At 55.3% G+C, this 17,394-nt stretch carries 17 protein-coding genes and 1 pseudogene; 12 read left to right on the top strand and 6 right to left on the bottom strand.

The window, feature by feature from the left end; translation table 11 throughout:
* Positions 1-29: 29 nt before the first annotated feature.
* Genes JN524_RS03055 through JN524_RS03045 form a run of 3 tightly spaced genes read left to right on the top strand, consistent with a single transcriptional unit; the run spans position 30 to position 2,213 of the window.
* The gene (locus JN524_RS03055; RefSeq protein WP_337248644.1) at positions 30-695 is read left to right on the top strand and encodes a secretin and TonB N-terminal domain-containing protein; all 666 of its coding nucleotides are present in this window, start codon (positions 30-32) and stop codon (positions 693-695) included.
* Complete coding sequence (locus JN524_RS03050; protein WP_027613107.1) at positions 692-1,243, top strand: RNA polymerase sigma factor; 552 nt, start codon at positions 692-694, stop codon at positions 1,241-1,243. Before JN524_RS03055 ends, JN524_RS03050 begins: the two co-directional genes overlap by 4 nt.
* 31 nt (positions 1,244-1,274) lie before the next feature.
* Positions 1,275-2,213, top strand: coding sequence for a FecR family protein (locus JN524_RS03045; RefSeq protein WP_202368423.1), 939 nt, complete (start codon positions 1,275-1,277; stop codon positions 2,211-2,213).
* Between the two features lie 212 nt (positions 2,214-2,425).
* Here JN524_RS03045 and JN524_RS03040 read toward each other — a convergent pair whose 3' ends face one another.
* A complete protein-coding gene (locus JN524_RS03040; protein ID WP_202368422.1) occupies positions 2,426-3,034 on the bottom strand; it encodes a prepilin-type N-terminal cleavage/methylation domain-containing protein in 609 nt (202 codons plus the stop codon).
* On the bottom strand, positions 3,031-3,483 hold the full coding sequence (gene gspH / locus JN524_RS03035; RefSeq protein ID WP_202368421.1) for a type II secretion system minor pseudopilin GspH: 453 nt from the start codon (positions 3,481-3,483) through the stop codon (positions 3,031-3,033). The genes JN524_RS03040 and gspH overlap by 4 nt, the downstream gene beginning before the upstream one ends.
* Positions 3,484-3,615: 132 nt before the next feature.
* Here gspH and JN524_RS03030 point away from each other — a divergent pair, with 132 nt between their 5' ends.
* The 3 genes from JN524_RS03030 to JN524_RS03020 all read left to right on the top strand — a co-directional run bounded on the left by JN524_RS03030 (position 3,616) and on the right by JN524_RS03020 (position 5,590).
* A complete protein-coding gene (locus JN524_RS03030; RefSeq protein WP_202368420.1) occupies positions 3,616-4,047 on the top strand; it encodes a type II secretion system protein N in 432 nt (143 codons plus the stop codon).
* Between the two features lie 125 nt (positions 4,048-4,172).
* Positions 4,173-4,877: a DUF6602 domain-containing protein gene (locus JN524_RS03025; RefSeq protein ID WP_202368419.1), complete on the top strand. Its 705-nt coding sequence runs from the start codon at positions 4,173-4,175 to the stop codon at positions 4,875-4,877.
* 164 nt (positions 4,878-5,041) lie between these two features.
* Positions 5,042-5,590 carry a hypothetical protein gene (locus JN524_RS03020; RefSeq protein ID WP_202368418.1) on the top strand — a complete coding sequence of 183 codons (549 nt, stop codon included), beginning with the start codon at positions 5,042-5,044 and terminating at the stop codon, positions 5,588-5,590.
* Positions 5,591-5,718: 128 nt separating this feature from the next.
* Here JN524_RS03020 and JN524_RS03015 read toward each other — a convergent pair whose 3' ends face one another.
* The 3 genes and pseudogenes from JN524_RS03015 to JN524_RS03005 all read right to left on the bottom strand — a co-directional run.
* A complete protein-coding gene (locus tag JN524_RS03015) occupies positions 5,719-7,374 on the bottom strand; it encodes a HEPN domain-containing protein (protein ID WP_202368417.1) in 1,656 nt (551 codons plus the stop codon).
* Positions 7,375-7,775: 401 nt separating this feature from the next.
* Entirely contained in the window at positions 7,776-9,557 is a 1,782-nt protein-coding gene (locus tag JN524_RS03010; protein ID WP_202368416.1) for a HEPN domain-containing protein, read from the bottom strand.
* A gap of 388 nt (positions 9,558-9,945) precedes the next feature.
* Positions 9,946-10,234: pseudogene (locus JN524_RS03005) on the bottom strand (DUF6124 family protein); the annotation flags it as partial.
* 446 nt (positions 10,235-10,680) lie between these two features.
* On the opposite strand from JN524_RS03005, the gene JN524_RS03000 reads away from it, so the two are divergent.
* A complete protein-coding gene (locus JN524_RS03000) occupies positions 10,681-11,040 on the top strand; it encodes a DUF6124 family protein (RefSeq protein ID WP_007968533.1) in 360 nt (119 codons plus the stop codon).
* Positions 11,041-11,267: 227 nt separating this feature from the next.
* Here JN524_RS03000 and gspI read toward each other — a convergent pair whose 3' ends face one another.
* Positions 11,268-11,642: a type II secretion system minor pseudopilin GspI gene (gspI, locus tag JN524_RS02995; protein ID WP_202368415.1), complete on the bottom strand. Its 375-nt coding sequence runs from the start codon at positions 11,640-11,642 to the stop codon at positions 11,268-11,270.
* 148 nt (positions 11,643-11,790) lie between these two features.
* Here gspI and gspG point away from each other — a divergent pair, with 148 nt between their 5' ends.
* The 5 genes from gspG to gspD are packed head-to-tail and all read left to right on the top strand — an operon-like array spanning position 11,791 to position 17,311.
* A complete protein-coding gene (gspG, locus tag JN524_RS02990; protein ID WP_041062388.1) occupies positions 11,791-12,249 on the top strand; it encodes a type II secretion system major pseudopilin GspG in 459 nt (152 codons plus the stop codon).
* 8 nt (positions 12,250-12,257) lie between these two features.
* The gene (gene gspK / locus JN524_RS02985) at positions 12,258-13,211 is read left to right on the top strand and encodes a type II secretion system minor pseudopilin GspK (RefSeq protein ID WP_202368414.1); all 954 of its coding nucleotides are present in this window, start codon (positions 12,258-12,260) and stop codon (positions 13,209-13,211) included.
* On the top strand, positions 13,208-14,392 hold the full coding sequence (gene gspL / locus JN524_RS02980) for a type II secretion system protein GspL (protein ID WP_202368413.1): 1,185 nt from the start codon (positions 13,208-13,210) through the stop codon (positions 14,390-14,392). Before gspK ends, gspL begins: the two co-directional genes overlap by 4 nt.
* Entirely contained in the window at positions 14,385-14,933 is a 549-nt protein-coding gene (gspM, locus tag JN524_RS02975) for a type II secretion system protein GspM (protein WP_202368412.1), read from the top strand. The genes gspL and gspM overlap by 8 nt, the downstream gene beginning before the upstream one ends.
* Entirely contained in the window at positions 14,930-17,311 is a 2,382-nt protein-coding gene (gene gspD / locus JN524_RS02970) for a type II secretion system secretin GspD (RefSeq protein ID WP_202368411.1), read from the top strand. Before gspM ends, gspD begins: the two co-directional genes overlap by 4 nt.
* The last annotated feature ends 83 nt before the right edge of the window (positions 17,312-17,394 follow it).

Below are 17,394 nucleotides of genomic sequence, written 5' to 3'. Positions count from 1 at the left end.
TTCAGCGTTCAGCGACTCTTGTGCGCCGGGTGAGTCTGGGGCTGCTGCTTGGCTGGTTGAGCAGTGCTGCGACAGCCGAACCCGCGCCCGCCGACTTGCGCATGACACTGCACATCCCGGCGCAAGACCTGGCCCGGGCGCTGGATCAGTACAGCCATGCCACCGGGGTGGCGGTGCTGGTCGACAGTCAGTTGAGTCGTGGCCGGCGCTCATTGGCGGTCGATGGCGAATACACCGCTGCCGATGCGCTGCGCCGTTTGCTCGGCGGCAGCGGGCTAATGGCGCGTTATGCCCGCGATGATGCGTTCACCTTGCAAGTGGCGCAGGTCGAGGACGCGCCATCGGCCCTGGAAAAGTCCACGCCGGCCAGCGCCGCCGTCAGTCGCAGCTACGCCACCGCGGTGCAAGCGGCGATCGAGCGCAACCTGTGCCGTTCGCCACTGACCCGTCCCGGCAGTTATCGCGCGGTGTTGCAGGTCTGGGTCGGGCGCGACGGCGTGGTGCAGCACAACCGGTTGGTCACCACCACCGGTGATGTACGGCGCGATACCGCGCTGGTGGAGAGCTTTCGCAATCTCAGGATCGACCGGCCGACGCCCAGCGCATTGCGTCAGCCGGTCACGTTGCTGTTGTTACCGGAGTCGTCAGGGAAACGCATGGAATGCACCAAATGGGAAGGAGTTTCCGGGGGATGAAAGACACCGGACAAGGTTCGATGGTCCAGCTGTTCCTGACGTCCTACGAGGACTTTCGGGTGCGCTTGCGACGCCGTCTCGGCTCGGAAGACCTGGCCAACGACGTGCTGCACGAAACCTACCTGCGGGTCGACCGCATGGAAACGCCGCCGAACCTGCTGCGGCCCAACGCCTACCTCTATCGCATGGCCCTGAACATCGCCGCCGACCGCCGTCAGGCCGATGCGCGCCTGCTCACCGGCGAGGAAGTCGAAGAGCTGCTGCAGATCGGCGACGAGGCGCTGGATCCGGCGCGGGTGGTCGGTGGGCAAAAAGAAATTCAGTCGCTGCTCAGCGCCCTTTACGAGCTGCCAGCGCGGCGTCGCCGAATCTTCATCGCGGCGCGGCTGGAGGAGGCGCCGCACCTGGAAATCTCCCAGCGCTTCGGCATCTCCACGCGCATGGTCGAAAAGGAAATCAAAGCTGCATTGGGCTTCTGCGCGGCGAAACTGGAAAGAAAAGTGTTTCAGCGGTTCGGTCGCGGGGCCGGAAAACCGTCTTCTGAATAGTGCCCGATCAATTCGTTGAGAATCTGCGCGTTTGAACATCTTTCGACTGACACCTGCCGAGCCATCGGCGGCCGACAATCTGCACAGCGAAGCCCACGACTGGTTGGTCCTGCTGACCTCCGGCCGCGCCACCGTGGCCGACGCCCGCGCCTTGCGCCAGTGGTGCGCGCAGAGCGCCGAACATGCCCAGGCTTTCGAGCAGGCCAAGGTGTTGTGGCACAACCTGCAGCCTGCCACTGAAATGCTGCAGTCGCCTCGGCGCTTCGGTCGCCGGGCGTTTCTCGGTGGCGCCATCGCGGCATCGGCGGCGTTCATGCTGGTGCGCGGGACGATTCCCGGCGGTTTCGAAGGACTCGGCGCCGATTACATTACCGAAGTCGGCCAGCAGAAGCGTTTCGAACCGGCCGACGGCGTGCGCCTGGAGCTCAACACCCAGACCCGCATCAACCAGCGCTCCGGCGATGACGGCGTGCAGGGTTTCGAACTGGTCAGCGGCGAAGTCGAAGTACAGACCGCGCGGTTGCCACTGGCGATGCAGGCCGGGGGCGGGTGGTTGCGGGCGAGTCAGGCGCGGTTCAACCTGCGCAACACCGATCAGCAAGTGTGCGTGACGTGCCTCGATGGTTCGGTAGACGTCAATGTCGATGGCCGCAGCCTGCGTTTGCAGCCGGGTGAGCAACTGACCTACGACGGGCAACAGGTGGGTGCAGTGCAAAGCGTCGACACCGCCGCAGTGATGAACTGGCGCCAACAGATACTGGTATTCAACGGCGCAACCCTCAGCCAGATGATCGACGAGATCAACCGCTACCGCCCAGGCATGTTGCTGCTGCTCAACCGCGAACTCGGCCAACGCCGCGTCCAGGCCCGCTTCAGCCTCGACCAACTCGCCGGCGTCGCCTTGCTGATCCGCGACGCCTACGGCGTCAAATGCACAGAGCTACCCGGCGGCGTAGTCGTCCTCAGCTAACCCAACCCCACCAACCCCTGTGGGAGCTGGCTTGCCAGCGATGGCGCCCTAACAACCAACCAATCCCCAACTGACTATCCCCAATCCCAATGTAGGAGCTGCCGAAGGCTGCGATCTTTTGATCTTCAAGAATCAGAATCAAAAGATCGCAGCCTTCGGCAGCTCCTACAGAAATCTCCGATGCGCAGAAATATCGGCATAACCCGCATACATCACTCCAACGGCCCCATCACCTGCCGATACCGCTCCACCCCCTGCGCCGTCTCCCGCGTCAACCGCACCTCCAACCCCAACGGATCCTCCCGCCGATTCCCACTCAACTGCCGCCAACCCTTATCCACCTCCCAAACCCGCACCTGCACATCACTCACCCCATCCAACACCGCCACCCCAGCCCCCGGCGCCGGCAACGGATAACGACTGCGCGCCTCAGCCACCGCCCGATACAACGTATCCCCCTTGACCCACCACCGCACCCGCTGCAAAGCCCCAGGCTGATCCGCCGCACTGCGAATAATATCCAGCCGAAACCCCTTGCTATCACTGCTCCGCACCGTCAGCGCAGGCGGGGCACTCGGCGGCTCATCATCCACGCCAACCTTCTTCGGCTCACTCAACTCAATCCCCGCGCGCATCTCCACATCACGCTGCAACTGATTCAACGCCCGCAACAAACTGTCGCTCTGCTCACTGCTCGCCTGCAAATGACTGTCCGCCCGCGTCACACTGTCCAGCCCGCGCCAGGCAATCAAACTGACCACCGCCATCAGCAGAATCGCGACCATCACCTCGATCAGGGTAAAGCCCCGTTGATCGTTCATTGCACACTGATCCTGCCACTGGCATCACGCAGCACACTCAGCCGATTCAGCCCATCAGACAGGGTCAATTGCAGCGGCGGATTAATCCACTCGGCGTTAAGCACCACCTTCTGCTTCGGCTCCACCCGCACCTCCAGCTTCGGACTCTGCCAGGTGCGCGGCCGCAACTGCGGGTCATCCTTGAAATGCTCAAAACCCCGACCACCGTCACCGCGCCGACTGAACCGAAAGCCCTTGCCATCACTCACCCAAACAATCGGCCGACCATCGGCGCGGGCCTCCGCCTGCGCCACCTGCAGCAACTGCGCCACCCGCTCGGCGTCCTTGCGCAGCAACTGCAGCGGATCCGGCTTGATACTCAGGCTGATCGCCGCACTGGCGATCCCGATGATCACCAGCACCACCATCAGCTCAATCAGCGTAAAGCCCCGTTGCTTGCCCGCCTTCATCGGTTGCGCACTCCGTTGCGTCCTGCCCCGTCCAAAAAAACATCCTGCACGGCCAACATGTAAGACGTGTGAAATAAAACCGTGAGAATTGCCGCGTAGCCTGTCAGCAGGGACAAAAAGGAGATTCAGCCCATGATGCTCACCACCCGCATATCCCCCCCGCAAACCGTCCAGGCCCTCGCACTGCTCGCCGCCCTGGTCGGCGTCGCGACCTGGTCGGCGCTACTCCTGACCTCCGCCGAATCGCATACCCCACCAGCCCCGCCGCAAATGCTCGCCGCGCGCAGTGACAGCCCGGCGTTGCAGTGGTTTTCCAACCAAACGGCGCCGGTGGACATCAAGGTGAGCGGGGTGATGGCGGGGAGTCGCGGGGCGGTGGCGATTTTGAGTTTGAACGATGGGCCGCCGCGGAGTTTTTTGCAGGGGGAGCGGGTGGGGCCTGGGGTGAAGTTGGTGGCGGTGGAAGGGGATGGGGTGGTGATTGAGCAGGGGGGGGAGAGGGTGCGGTTGGGGGTGGAGCGGTTGGGGGAGGGGGTGGAGATGCCGATCCTCACTAGGCCCTGATAAGTGGATGAGTGATTACTTCCGACCAGCGAGGCCATGGAGTTGAACTGGATTTAGTTTCTTTGCAGCTATCTACTGATTAGTAGACAATTCCGAAAAACTATTTCCTTGCAGGGAGCAGGTCAGTGAAGCCATTAGTTGAATACTGTGATGGTGCTGTAAAAGCCTTAAATGCTCAATACGAAATGACTAAAGTGCTGGGGCACTCTGCCACTGCAGGTTCAGCGCGAGAAAGACTTATTCAAGATTTTCTTCTTGCACATCTTCCGGAAATGACCAGTATCGTAAGCGGAGTGGTCATTGACTCGGAGGGGCGGCGCTCTAAACAACAAGATATTGTTCTGATGTTGAAGTCCATGCCGAGGCTTCCGTTCGCTAGTGGTCATGATCTGATATTTCAAGAGGGGGCCGTAGCAACTTTTGAAATTAAGACAGAAATCACAGCGTCTATTCTTGAGGCTATTGCTCTCAATATTGAAAGCGTTAACTCACTTGCTCCGAGTACGCTTGAGGGGGCCGGCTTGGGCGATATGGCTTGGCCTTATGCTAGAATTTTAAACGTTGTGCTCACATACGGAGGATCTTCTTTAGAGACTATTGAGCAGTCCCTGATAAAACTTCCCGAGGCGCGTCAGCCAGATGTTTATTTTGATCTGACAAAGGGGATTCTTGTAAAAAATGAAGGTCTTTTGTTTGGGCTAAATGGTTCAAACTCTTATCTTCGATTTAATGACCCTGGTGTTGGTCTTGCACGCCTACTTGCGCTGTTGTCTAAAGTTACAGGGCGCTTAATGATGCGAGCAGTTCAGTGGGAGGCGTATATGTCATAGAAGGAGAAGGGGGAGGTCGTCAAGTGGTTTCAGAGAATGGCGTAGTAAGTGTTGTCGATAACGCATTAGTGGCCATCGAAACCCTGTATGCAACGCAAAAGCAATTACGCGACTAAAACTGCCTTAGGCAGTCGCCCACTATTGCCGTGAAGGGTTGGCACAACATGGAAGGCTATATTGAATTCGACCGTTTTATTGATCTGGAAACGTCCCTCGAGCAACTTCTTACTCAGATTCAAAGGGTGCCAATGACGGCATCCAGTTGGAAGTGGGCGCTCATCGCAGCTCACTCCGCCCTGCAGGGGGCTGTATGCATTGCGCTTCGAGGTGCCGCGGGTTTTGATACATGGAAGCCGAAGTTTCTAAAGAAGTGGTTAGACGCGTACGAAAACAAGAAGGATTTGCCTAGTACTCAGCTCGATAATTTTATGAACCTGTTCGATAAGTTATTTGATAAAGAATCCGAAATAGAAAGGGATTTGATAAATAGCCTTAATGAGCACAGAAATAACTTTATTCACTTCAATGTCGATCATTTTTACATAGAGCGAAAATTGATTATTGATGCAATCAATGAGTCAATATCCGCGATGATTGCGGCACCAAGGCGCAGCAAGGGAGTATTTTTCTATGAGGAGTTACAGTCCCAGCGATTTGACGCACTATGCGAGAGCATACGCGAGAGGCTTAAGGTGTTAGCAGATGTCAAATAATAGTTTTGCAAGAGAAAAGGGGGCTGATTTATTTCTCAGAGTATAAATCAGCCCCTCTGAGTTGTTCTCTTTAAGTTTGTGTTATTGATATCGCTCTAAGTTTTGGTCACGCATGCAATAGCGTCACATCATTCATCGAGAATGATAAATACTCCATAAAGCTCTTTGATTTTTTCTCCGCACTCTAGATAAGCAGTGCCGAAATTTTTTATTCTTTCTTTTGCAACACCAAAAATATCTTCAAATGAATAACGTCCGCTATTCTTTTGGTTAAGCCACTCTTTGTGAATCCTGGAATATTTCTCGGAGTACTCTAGCACTCCGTTTGGGCTTTTGGCAAAGCAAGCATAAATATTAAAGGATGCCGCACTGGTGATTTTGTCGAATAATGACGGTGATACTTTAAGAAATGAATCAGGCTCTATTGTTCGTCGGAGGTGAACCAAGTCTAAGCCCTTGTTGTAGCTCAAAATATTTATTGTGTTGTATAGGCTCTGTATGAAGTCTCCTGTAGCGATGCCAAAATCTACTGTCGCATGGTATGTGAGTAAGAGCGTAAGTTTTTGAGTTGTTGAATGGATTCTTTCATATGGGTATTCTATCAAGTCAACGGCGTCGCCATGCGCAATTATATCCCTGACTTGTTTTATTAGTTTGAAGTCTTCATTGGATAGATTAATTATCTTGATGATGTCGGTATCTGTGTTGTCAATTAAATAGTTATATTTTTCAGTAAAGCTAAGTGTTCGCTGCTTTGGTAGGGCGGACTCGATGAGTGATCTTACTTCTGCTAATTGCTCTGGAGTTAGCGGGTGCTTAATTGAATCTAAAGCCCCAAGTAGTACATCGATTTTCTCAGCTTTTTTATTTGTAGGCTTGATACCGTCTTCCTTGGTTAGCCTGCTGGTGTAGCTGTCTAGCAAACTGACATAACCTAATACTTTGTACTCCCAAAAGCCCTCGTGTCGTTGCATTCCGGATAGGCGCGACCACTGGACCTTGCGAAACTTTGAATTGTAGTATTTTTCCAATATTGATTGCCAGCAGCCATCGAGAGTTGATCTTGAGATTAGTGCGTTGCGCCAAAATACATTTTCATCGAAATCTCGATCAGCTTTTTTAAAAGTAGGATAGTACAGCGGGACTGGATACCCACTACTGCCTTTCACCCATATGCTTGAAATGGATATTGGGTAAGCTATGAATATTGACAGAAGACTTGAGAGTTCAAGTGGTTTGTTCTTTATTTCGGAGAGCGAGAATTCGCCATCAGATCGCGTAAACACAAAATTCACATGCTCGTGAATTGTGCGCTCCTCTCGGTGCTTAGTAAGTGAAGAGTAAATCTCACTTCTCAGGGAGAAGCTATAATTTTCACTCTCAATATTTGCTAAAATTTGTGGCGGCGGAGTTGTCCAATTTAAATTTTCTCCTAGATTTCCTTTTACATATTGGTCGCACATGAACCAATCGGAAATATCTGCGTACTTGACGATTATCTCACTAGATCCGGAGGCTATATCTCCGCAAACTATCAAATCTGAATGTATTGTGTAATCTTGGTAAGTGCAGTTTGTAAGAGTAAATTTTTCACCGCCTTTGGTTTTGGCTTTTAGATGCGGCTCCCCATCTGGTCTTATGAACTGTCCAAATGCATCAAGGTTGACATGTGGGAAAACCCCGCCGCCAAAGTGTAGAGTTCCCGACCCAAGAGTGCCGTATCCATCAAGGTATATTTCAACGTCATATTCGTATTTTTTTGAAAAATCAATCTCATTGTTCATTTTTTTCGTTCGGCGAGATGAGTTCGATACATGTGTATAGACTATTTGGCACTTAAATTCATCTCGCGAATGAAAATATTTTGGCGATGTGAAACCTTATTTAGGCTAGTAATGCCAGGTTTTCAGAGGGGAGATTATCAACAAAGGGACTAATTTATTTCGAGAAAATAAATCAATCCCCTTTGTAATGCCCGAGCCATAAAACGAAGACCTCAGGCCTATCCTTTGCTGACCCGGTCACGTCGGTCAGCAAGGGCAGACGTCAGGAAAAAACGGGCATCCTAAACATGTTAAGTAAGTGCCATTCGGGGCTGATTTATTTTAAAGAAATAAATCAGCCCAATTTTTCAATGTGTTGTTTAAAATCCAGGTATTGCGTGGTGCGGAATGATGGGATATATCTACTTTGAGTGCTGAAATTTTAAAAGCAATAAATCTATATTTTCTTTTGAAAAGGCCAAATTCTTCTCAGATAATTTTTTTCTGTAAGCTAGATAGTTGAGTTCCACCATTTTGAATCCTTGCGCAACAGAAATTATCGTCGTGTCCTTTGAGGCCAGAGCCATAAGCCAACGCATTATTGAGTCTAAATAATCGTGGGTATTCTCGATTAAGACTTCAGCATAAGATGGTGTTGAGCCGTCATGCACGATGGTGTTTCTTGCACGGTAAATTCTACGAAGTTGCCACGCTACCCTTTTTTGATGATTATCCAGCGTACTCAGAATGGCGGCAGGACTAGATAGCAAGTTAGCAAGATGTTGGTATCGATCTTTGAGAAGATAAAAATCTCCAAAGCTTGCTTCAAGCTCTGTTCGCAAATCCTGATACTCTGGCAAGGCTAATAAATGTGCGGTTTTTGACGAAATTCCTTGCGTATCAATTCTTTTGTATAGTTCTCGTATATATTTTCTATTCCATTGCAGAAGGTCTTTAAAGAATCTGATTAGTAGTTTGTTTATGTATTCAAGGTTGAGGAAAGGTGTTATGGAAAGTGTTAGGTGGTCTATTTGAGCTAGGTCCTTATCTGTTTTGCTTGGGACTAATGACTCTAGCGCTATCCATAGGTTTATCATTTGATTTTCTATAGACTCGCTAGCTAGTGCAAGAGAGTGCAGTTCAGCGCTTCTGTGGAATTTCCTGAAAGATTCTTTATCTAGTGCGAAAGCTTTTACAAAACTAGCAAGTTTTTTAGATGCGACAGTTGGAATGGCATCGGCGCATTTGTGCATCGGATTCAGATGCTTGACTATTTTAGTGCAAATTCCGGTAGTCGCATTTTTTACCAAGCATTCATTTATGGGTTTAGGTGATTCTTTGTGATGGTAAAGACCAATCAGAGTTTGAATTGCCTCAACTGATGAGTCGGATATTATTTTTATAAAATTTGGTTCCTTACCTTTGATTTTCTCCAGAAAAACAAAAACCTCATTGCTTCCCAAGTGTATGTTGTGCTTCCTGGTGTCTTCTTCTGTTATTGGGCAGTTCTCAAGGTTTTCTAGAACTTCGAGGCCCAATCTTTTCGCAGCTTCGGAAAAGTCTACAAGATACGACGGGGCTTTATAAATTACATAGTGCTCCGTTGCTTTGTTGGAGAATAGGCTGAAGTAATCGTCGATCGCTTCGTTCCCCGATATTCTATCAGGCGAGTAGTGGAAGAATTTTTTTGATGCTCTGTGTATATATGTTGCAGTATATCCGCTGTTTAAAAGGGTTGTGATGTATGATCTTGTTAGCTTTCGTAATTTTGATTTTTGCCCTCCGCCAAGTAACTCTTCTTTCAGAAGTTCCTCATTCTTGTCCTTATAAGCGGATAGTGGAATTTGACGTAGTAATAGCTTGACAACGGTCGTTACGCTCGCATCTGAAGATTTTATATTGTCTAGCGTATTTGTTACTCCTACCTCATCAACTGACATTAGCTCACGTGCTACGTCGTCAGATTTTAAGTTGTCGCAGAGTTCGTTTAAGATATGAGTCAGATTAGGCTTCATCACAATGCCTGCGTCGATTGCTGCAATAGTCTCTACTGCTTCTTTGACTAACAATGCCGTATTCATTGCGGAGGGTTTGTAAGTGTCAAGAGTGTAGTCAAACATTAATTCGTCAATTAGCTGAGCTACAAAGATCAAACCCTCAGATACTGATTTGTTATCCCATTTATTTAGGCTTCGGAATCGCATCTTACTCCCCCTTTCCTATAAAGAATGATGAGATCGTCATGATGGCATTGTGGCGTGGTGTTGGGGAAGTGGGTTCGCGTTAAATTATTCAGTTTTCCTAATGCAGGATTGAATTTCTCTCAAATATTGTTATGTGCAAAAAAGTATCGGTTATAAAGGGTAGTTTATATGGCTCGCAATCAATACGATCTCCAATGTGGGCGGAAGATTTCCTCTCACCGGCGGCAGCTATTGGCTGGAATCAACAAAGGTGGATGATTGAACACCCAGAGAGATTTTGTACTTTAAGGGAAATGTGCACTGCACCAATTATTTAGCCGAGGTCGTCAGTACACCTGAAAACCTCGGCCATTTTCTTTCCGGCTGTTGAGCTACAGCGCTCAGCCGATCACGTCTTTACCTCAACATGATCCAACGCCTGATTCACCGCCAGCCCCGCAACCATAACAACCTGCGCAATCCCCAGCGCAGTCTTGCGGTGCGCAGGCTCCAGTATCGCGGCGAAGTTGCTGAGCATTTCGCTGGCGGAATCGAGGGATTCGCTGGCGTTGGCCAGGAGGGATTTGCTGTTGTAGGCGGGGTTGGCCAGGAACATGGGGTCGTATTTGGTGTGGCTGCCCATGATGTGTTGTTGTGGGGTTAGGTAGTGGTCAAGGGCGTTCGGCGGCTTCGTTCAGTGGAAAAAGGGGACTGATTTATTTCCAAAAAATAAATCTGAGACTTTCTCTCGCGTCCCCACCTCATGCAGGTGCCACAGTAAGGTCTCGATAAACACCAGCGTTTAAAAAAACATCTCCAGACACTCTCTCAGGCTACATATCCTTGCGCCTTTGCCTACAGCTACGCCAGAATCCGCCGGCTTGTGCGCCTTGGGGGTGGGTTCTATTGTGGTGCGGTCGCTGATGAAACAGCGATCGGGTTTAGCGACTCGACTTATAAATAGGTGCATCAGCGTTCCATGCTTTGTCGCAGATTCAATTTCTGCGACTCCGCTATGGTGGCTGTATGCGGGAGACCCTCGGGTCTGCCGGGTGCCTATAACCGGTTCGCTAACCTGCGTACAGCCGCCACCTTTCTGTTTAGCGACAGTTCTGGGCGGCTCCATTCTTATAGGAGCTTCACCATGATCAAACCAACACCCAACCCACCCGAAACCGCCTCGGTTTCCCCCTACGAATCCATCGATTCCAAAAAACTCCACGAAGCCGCCGACCGCGCGCTCGACCATTACCTCTGTCCGCCCGGTTCCACGCCGCCGCCACGTAAACACCGTGGGATGTATGCCGTGACGGCGGACAACAAAACCGAAGAGCTGCTGGTGGATGCCAGTGAAACACTCGCTTCGGCCAAAACCCTCGCGCAGAACATCGCCAGCTTGTTGCCGGTGTCGCAGCGTCATGCGCTGGCGGGGATTGCGCAGTTGATCATGCTGGGGGAGTTGGCGGTGAATCGGGCGTTGGATAATTTGCAGTTGCCGGGGTGATGTAGGTGTCGGGGACACCCGGTGATTGATCGGGTGTTCATTCTGACGCCTTCGCGAGCAAGCTCGCTCCCACAGGGTTTTAGGTTGATTGCGGATGTCGTGTGGGGCAGGCGTTGTTTTTTTGCCTGAGTTGTTTGTGGAGCTGCCGGAGGCTTCGGCTGCGATCGGACGATCTTTTGATTTGATGTTTAAAAACAAGATCAAAAGATCGCAGCCTTCGGCAGCTCCTACAGGGGGCGATTCAACAGGGTTTCTAGGCGGGCTAGGGGCGGGGTGTCCTGGTTGCGGTTGAAGACCTGGATGCCGACCTTGAGCAATCGGCCGTTTTCGGCTGTGGCGATGGCTTGTTCGCAGCGCAATAGCAGGCGTCCCTGATCACAATCAACAGCTTTCACGCCAGTCGGCAATTGACCTTCCAGTTGCAGCTCGGCCATCCGGCTCTGCGCCGCAATCATCGCCACCGAACGATCACGCAGAACTCCGCTGCTTTGGGTCATCAACCCGGCCACGCGCACGGCCGCCGACATGGCCACGGCAATGATCGCCAGCGCCACCAGCACTTCAATCAGGGTGAATCCGCTTTCTCGGGAACGCGTCGGCATAACAGGCCCAAAACCCAAACTCAGCCCTCGACCCTAACCCCCGTCCTTGACGGCTTGACGACGAAAACTCCCGAGGATTTTCAACATCCCTGACATATCTTCTTGCAACACTGCGCGTCGAATCGAATCAAGCCAAGGGAATGTCGAGATGGATATCGCGCAGTTCAAACAGCCCGGACGACCGAGTCGGATGCCCCGTGGGCAGCAGGGTTTTACCCTGATCGAGATCATGGTGGTGGTGGTGATTCTCGGGATTCTGGCGGCGATGGTGGTGCCCAAGGTGCTGGATCGGCCGGATCAGGCGCGGGCCACGGCGGCCAAGCAGGACATTGGCGGTTTGATGCAGGCGCTGAAGTTGTATCGCCTCGATCACGGCACTTACCCGAGCATGACTCAGGGTTTGAAAGTGCTGGTGGAGCGTCCGGCGGATGCGAAGAACAGTAACTGGCGTTCGTACCTGGAGCGTTTGCCGAATGACCCGTGGGGTCGTCCTTATCAATACCTCAACCCCGGCGCGAATGGCGAGATCGATATCTTTTCTCTCGGTGCCGACGGTCAGCCTGACGGCGACGGCGTGAATGCCGATATCGGTTCCTGGCAGCTGTAAGGCCGGCGATGAACAGCCAATCGAACCAGCAGGGGATGGCGATCATCAGTGCGCTGTTGATTGCGGCGGTGGTCGCGGTGATTGCGGCGGGGATGTTGACCCGGCAGAGCGTTTCGACCCGCGCGCTGGAGGCGGATCAGCAGCGGGTGCAGGGGCGCTGGGTGTTGCACGGTGGGCTGGAGATCAGCCGGCAGTTGCTTTGGGATGCGCGGCAGCGTGATCCGCTGACCCGGCTCGATCAGCCGTGGGCGCAGCGCTTGCATGCGCAGGGTTTCGAGGGGCGGCTGGAGGATGAGCAGGGCAAGTTCAACCTGCGCAATCTGGTGGCCAATGAGCGTATCGATGAGGCGCAGGTGCAGGCGTTTCAGCGGCTTTGCGCGTTGATCGGTATCAGCGCTGGGTTGAGTCAGCGCATCAGTCAGCGGGTGATCGGCTCCTATCCGTATCTGTCGAATCCGCAGATTGCCGAAAACACCGCGAGCAAAAACGCCTTTGACAGTGGCCGTGCCACGTCGCCGAATGCGTCGCGCAAGCCGCAGAATCCGAAGTTGCCGATGCTGCGCAGTGTCGATGATCTGCGCAGCGTCGAGGGCGTGAATGACGCGGTCATTGGCAAACTGGCGCCGTACCTGACGGTGATTCCGGCGACCACCTGGCTCAATGGCAATACCGCCACTGCACCGGTGTTGGCCGCGTATGTGCCGGGGTTGTCGCTGGAGCGCGCGCAGGCGCTGATCAATGAGCGCGATGCCGGGCGCTGGTTCATCAACCGTGGCGATTTCGTCAACCGCTTGCGCATGCCGAATCTGGAGCTGACCAGCGTCAAGGTCGGCATCACCAGTGACTGGTTTCGCCTGCGTGGCGAGGCGCGGCGTGATCAGCGTCGGGTCAGTCTCGATGCGTTGTTGCATCGCAGCGAGGACCGCTTGCCGCAAGTGATCTGGTCGCGGGTGGGTGTATGAATCAGTTGCGCGTGGGACTGCCGCCACTGGCGCAGTTGAGTCTCGACAGTGAGTTGGACTGTGCGTGGCTGGATCGGCAGGGGCAGGTCATTCGTGAGCAGCGTCAGACCTTTAGCCAACTGGGGCAGTCAGCGAAGCAGCCAGCGCTGAGCGTTTTTCTGCACCCGGCGGACAGCCTGCTGGCGAGCATCGACCTGCCGCCGCTGCCAGCGAACAAGACCGCAGCGGCGGTGCAATGCGCGGCGCAGGCCTTGATGCTTGGCGACAGCAATGACATGCACATCGCTCACAGTTCGCGGGATGAAGCGGGGCAGGTGCAGATAGCCTGGGCGCCGCGTCAGCGTTTGCAGCATTTGGGGCAACTGCTAAAGCAGGCCGGTCTGAATCTGCGCGGCTTGTACCCGGCGGCGTACTGCTTGCCGGTGCTGCCGGGTACGGTGGCCTGTCGGCAGGACGGCCATTTGTTGCTGCGCGAAAGCGTGCAGGTGGCGCGGGTGCAGCCGCTGTTCGACGACGAGATTGGTGATTGGCTGCTGACCTGCGGCACGCCGCTGCACTGGATCGGTTCTGCACCGCCGCCGGATGCGCAATTGCCGATGGCCGAGGCGCAGCGCTGGACCGGGCCGTTACCCGGTTGGGGCCTGCAGGGTGCGGTGCAACAGCAGCGCAACGAGCATCGCGGTTGGGGCCGGGCGCTGGGGCTTTGCGCATTGGCGGTGGCGGTGTGGGTCATAGGCTTGAACCTGTATGCCGCTCGCGAAGCCAGTCAGGGTCAGCAGCTCAAGGCGCAGATGGCGCTGCGGGTGAAACAGGCGTTTCCCGAGTTGCCGGTGATCCTCAATCCGCTGCAGCAGGCGCGTCAGCAACTGGCGGCGCGGCAGAAGGGCGCGGCGGAGGATCCGGCGCAGCCGTTTAATCGGCTGGTGTTGCAGGCCGGCAGTGGCATGCCGTTCATGGCCGGTACGGTTGAGCGCCTGACGTTTGTCGATGGCACGTTGCAGTTGAGTCTGCTGGCCGATGCCCGGCGCAGCGCCAATGACAAGGACAAGGATTGGCAAGCCGCATTGGCTCAGGTCGGGATCAGTGCGACGGCTGAGGATGAAGGCTGGCTGCTGCGCCCGAGCGACGAAGTCTCCACTCCCGAAGAAAGCGCTGACGACAGCGGAGCAGAAGATGAATAAGGCATCGCTCGCGGTCTATCGCGCCCGCTGGCAGGGTTTCAGCGCGCAGCTTCAAGTCCGCTGGCAGGCGCTGGCCCTGCGGGAAAAACGCATGGTCGGCGGCATGGCGGTGGTACTGCTGGCGCTGTTGGTGTGGGTCGCGCTGATCCAGCCGCCGCTGAAAAAAATCACTTACTGGCAAAGCGAAACCCCGAAGTTACGCGCCCAGACCGAAGCCCTTGAAGTGCTGTTGCGCGAGGTCAGCGTGCGTCCGCAGGGGCAAAGCATCGAGCAGTCTCTTGAGCAGACCCTGCAGGCTAGCGGCCTGGCCGGGCACTACCAATTGCAGGCCGGAGAGGCCGGCGTGTGGCAGTTGACGTTCGACGCGGCGCCGGCCGATGCAGTGCTCGACTGGCTGTTGAGCACTCCGGCACAGCTTTCTCTGCAAGTGGTCGAGGCCCGTCTGCAACGCGCCGACAACGCTTCGACCGAAGTCACTGCCGGCACATTGTCAGGCACCGTTCGCATGGATCAGGCGCTGGGCGCTAAGGAAGCTTCATGAAGGGGTCAGGATCCAAACCGGCGCGCATGGCGTTGCCGATGCTGCTGATGGCGTTGAGCGCGTGCAGCAACACCACCACGCCGCCGAACCAGCCGCCGTTGCTGGTGGACAGCGAACTCGGCCGCCCATTGGCCAACACCCAGCGCAGCGGTGATGCGCTGCTCGATCGGCAACGCGCCCAGGCACAAACCGCACCGCAACCACGGCAGATGCACAACATCACCGAACGCGCGCGCAGTGGCGGCGCCCCGCGCGGCAGCACACTGCCGAGCAATCCGCTGGGCGATCAACCGGTGACGCTGAATTTTGTCGATGCCGATATTCAAGCGGTGGTGCGCGCGTTGTCGCGTTCCACCGGTCAGCAGTTTCTGGTCGACCCTCGGGTCAAGGGCAGCCTGACGCTGGTCTCGGAAGGTCAGGTGCCGGCGCGGCAGGCTTACGACATGTTGCTCGCGGCGTTGCGCATGCAGGGCTTCAGCGTGGTCGATGTCGGCGGCGTCGCGCAGGTGGTGCCGGAAGCCGATGCGAAATTGCTCGGCGGGCCGATCTACAGCCCGGACAAACCCGCCGGCAACGGCATGCTCACCCGCACCTTTCGCCTGCAATATGAGAACGCGGTCAATCTGATTCCGGTGCTGCGGCCGATCGTCTCGCCGAACAACCCGATCAATGCCTACCCCGGCAACAACACCATCGTCGTCACCGATTACGCCGAGAACCTGACCCGCGTCGCCCAGTTGATCCAGACCATCGACACCCCGAGCGCGATCGACACCGACGTGGTGCAGATCCAGAACGGCATCGCCGCTGACATCGCGCCGATGGTCGCGGATCTGCTCGACGCGCCGGGCAACGATCCGACGCAGAAAATCGCGGTGATCGGCGACCCGCGCTCCAACACCATCATCATCCGCGCCGGCAGCCCCGAGCGCACCGAACTGGCGCGCAACCTGATCTACAAACTCGACAACGCGCAGAGCAATCCGAGCAATCTGCACGTGGTTTATTTGCGTAACGCGCAAGCGGCGAAACTGGCGCAGGCCTTGCGCGGACTGCTGACTGGCGAGAGCGACAGCGGCACCAGCGACAGTGCGCGCTCGGTGCTCAGTGCCATGGGCAGCAACGGCAACAACAATGGCGGATCGAGTGCGCAGAGCGGCACGCAAACCAGTGGCAACACCTCGACCACTTCCAGTACGGGCAGTACCGGCGGCAGTTATGCCCAGGGCAGCAGTTCGACCGGCAGCGGCGGCAGTCAGGCCAGTGAGCAGAACGTTGCGTTCAGCGCCGGCGGAGTGACGATTCAGGCTGATGCGACCACCAACACCTTGCTGATTTCTGCGCCGGAGCCGCTGTATCGCAACCTGCGCGAGGTCATCGATCTGCTCGACCAGCGCCGCGCGCAAGTGGTGATCGAGAGCCTGATTGTTGAGGTCGGCGAGGACGATGCCAGCGAATTCGGCGTGCAGTGGCAGACCGGTAATCTCGGCGGCAAAGGCGTGATCGGCGGGGCGAACCTCGGCGGTTCGGGGATCAATCTCAACGGCAAGACCAGCCTCGATGTGCTGCCGCAGGGATTGAACCTCGGTTACGTCAACGGCACTGTCGACATTCCCGGCATCGGCAAGATTCTCGACCTCAAAGTGTTGGCCCGGGCGTTGAAGAGCAAGGGCGGCACCAACGTGCTGTCGACGCCGAACCTGCTGACCCTCGATAACGAAGCGGCGAGCATTTTTGTCGGCCAGACCATTCCGTTTGTCAGCGGTAGCTACGTGACTGGCGGCGGTGGCACCAGCAACAACCCGTTCCAGACCGTGACCCGGGAAGAGGTGGGTTTGAAGCTGAATGTGCGGCCGCAGATTTCCGAGGGCGGCACGGTCAAGCTTGATATCTATCAGGAGGTCAGCAGCATCGACGAACGCGCGTCGGCCAGCGCGACGTCGGCGGGGATCGTCACCAACAAACGTGCGATCGACACCAGCATTCTGCTCGACGACGGCCAGATCATGGTGCTCGGCGGCTTGCTGCAGGACGGTTACAGCCAGAGCAACGAAGCGGTGCCATGGCTGGGCACCTTGCCGGGAATCGGCGCGCTGTTTCGCAACGAGCGCCGGGCGATCAGCAAGACCAACCTGATGGTGTTCCTGCGCCCGTACATCATCCGCGACAGCGAAGCGGGGCGCAGCATCACCCTCAACCGCTACGACTTCATGCGCCGCGCCCAGGGCGGGCTGCAACCGGAACGCAGCTGGGCAATGCCGGACATGCAGGCGCCGCAGTTGCCGACGGCGGCGCAGGGGGTGCCGAGCCCAGTTCCGGCTTCGGGACCTCGCGCGACTATCAAAGCGGTGCCGATCGAAAGGAGTACACGCTTTTGAATCCGACCCTCAATCTGAGAAGTAAACCTGTGGTGAGGGGATTTATCCCCGATGGGCAGCGAAGCGGCCCCAAAACCTATGCA

This window comes from Pseudomonas sp. MWU318 (genome assembly GCF_016756945.1).
Lineage (GTDB): Bacteria > Pseudomonadota > Gammaproteobacteria > Pseudomonadales > Pseudomonadaceae > Aquipseudomonas > Aquipseudomonas putida_A.
Note: the sequence above shows the minus strand (reverse complement) of the source record. Positions and strands in the feature narration are given on the sequence as shown.